Genomic DNA, 257 nt, shown 5'->3' with positions numbered 1-257 from the left:
ATTATCCACGTTTTTATCGACAATCATTAGACAAATTAGCAAAAGAACAACGCATCCTATCTCGTAGAAAGAAAGGTTCTGCACGTTGGGAAAAACAACGTTTGAAAGTGGCTGCACTACAAGAAAAGATAGCCAATCAACGTAAGAACTTTCTACACCATCAATCAAAAGAATTAGCGACAACCTATGACGCTGTTATCATCGAGGACTTGGACATGAAAGGAATGTCTCAAGCTCTTCACTTTGGTAAAAGCGTT

Annotated in this window: 1 protein-coding gene; it reads left to right on the top strand. The window is 38.5% G+C overall.

Annotation, left to right across the window (positions count from 1 at the left end; genetic code table 11):
- Nucleotides 1-257 (top strand): transposase (locus tag DDE80_RS14945; protein WP_153060963.1); only part of this gene is annotated, 257 nt, incomplete at both ends.

This window comes from Metalysinibacillus jejuensis (genome assembly GCF_003057615.1).
Taxonomy (GTDB): Bacteria; Bacillota; Bacilli; order Bacillales_A; family Planococcaceae; genus Metalysinibacillus; species Metalysinibacillus jejuensis.
Note: the sequence above shows the minus strand (reverse complement) of the source record. Positions and strands in the feature narration are given on the sequence as shown.